The organism is Actinoplanes sp. ATCC 53533, assembly GCF_003947245.1.
Genome location: NZ_QHHV01000623.1, coordinates 1 through 661, shown reverse-complemented (window position 1 = coordinate 661; position 661 = coordinate 1). Strand labels below are relative to the sequence as shown.

At 62.2% G+C, this 661-nt stretch carries 1 protein-coding gene; it reads left to right on the top strand.

Annotation, left to right across the window (positions count from 1 at the left end):
• A partial coding sequence (locus tag DMB66_RS62280; RefSeq protein WP_158647756.1) for a hypothetical protein occupies nt 1-661 on the top strand: 661 nt, incomplete at both ends.

Sequence of the window (661 nt, the reverse complement as noted above, 5' to 3'; positions counted from 1 at the left end):
CTATCTCGACCACCTGCTGCGAGGAATCAGCAGACGGCATGGCATCGAGACTTCAGGTAGCGCCGAGCAGGACATGAGCGACTGCCTGGAGCGGAAGATCCGGGACATCGGCCAGGGGTTGCGGCTGAACCTGCTCTCGGTGAACGTCCTGTGCGACGAGGCAGCAGGACGGCACATGGCCGCTCGCATCGACTCCGAGCGGACGAAAGAACTGGCCCTCTTGCAAGGGGCATTGGAGCGCGGGCAGGAGGAGCACCGAAGCCTGGTCGAGCGGACTCGTGCCGAGCATGCCCACCAGCTCGATGCGATGGCCGCTCGGCACGAACTAGCCCTCAAGAACCAGCGAGTCAGCTTCTACCGGACCGCGGTCGCCGAGGGCGGCTACAACGTCGTCATGCTGCATCTGCTTGATCACCCGGACGACATCAAGACTGTCGTCGACATGCTGCACGCGGGCCAGCGGGACGAATATGACCGAGCAAGACAGATCCTGCAGGATCTGCTCAGCAATCACCTGATCAACCAGGCGGACGCAGAGCCGATGCGGGAGTACGCCATCAGCAGGCTGCAATCGGCGTTTGACATCGGCTCCATGCACACCAAAGTCACCGCAGTGCACGAGAAGACCAAGACAGTGACGGAGACGGAGACGGAACTCAAG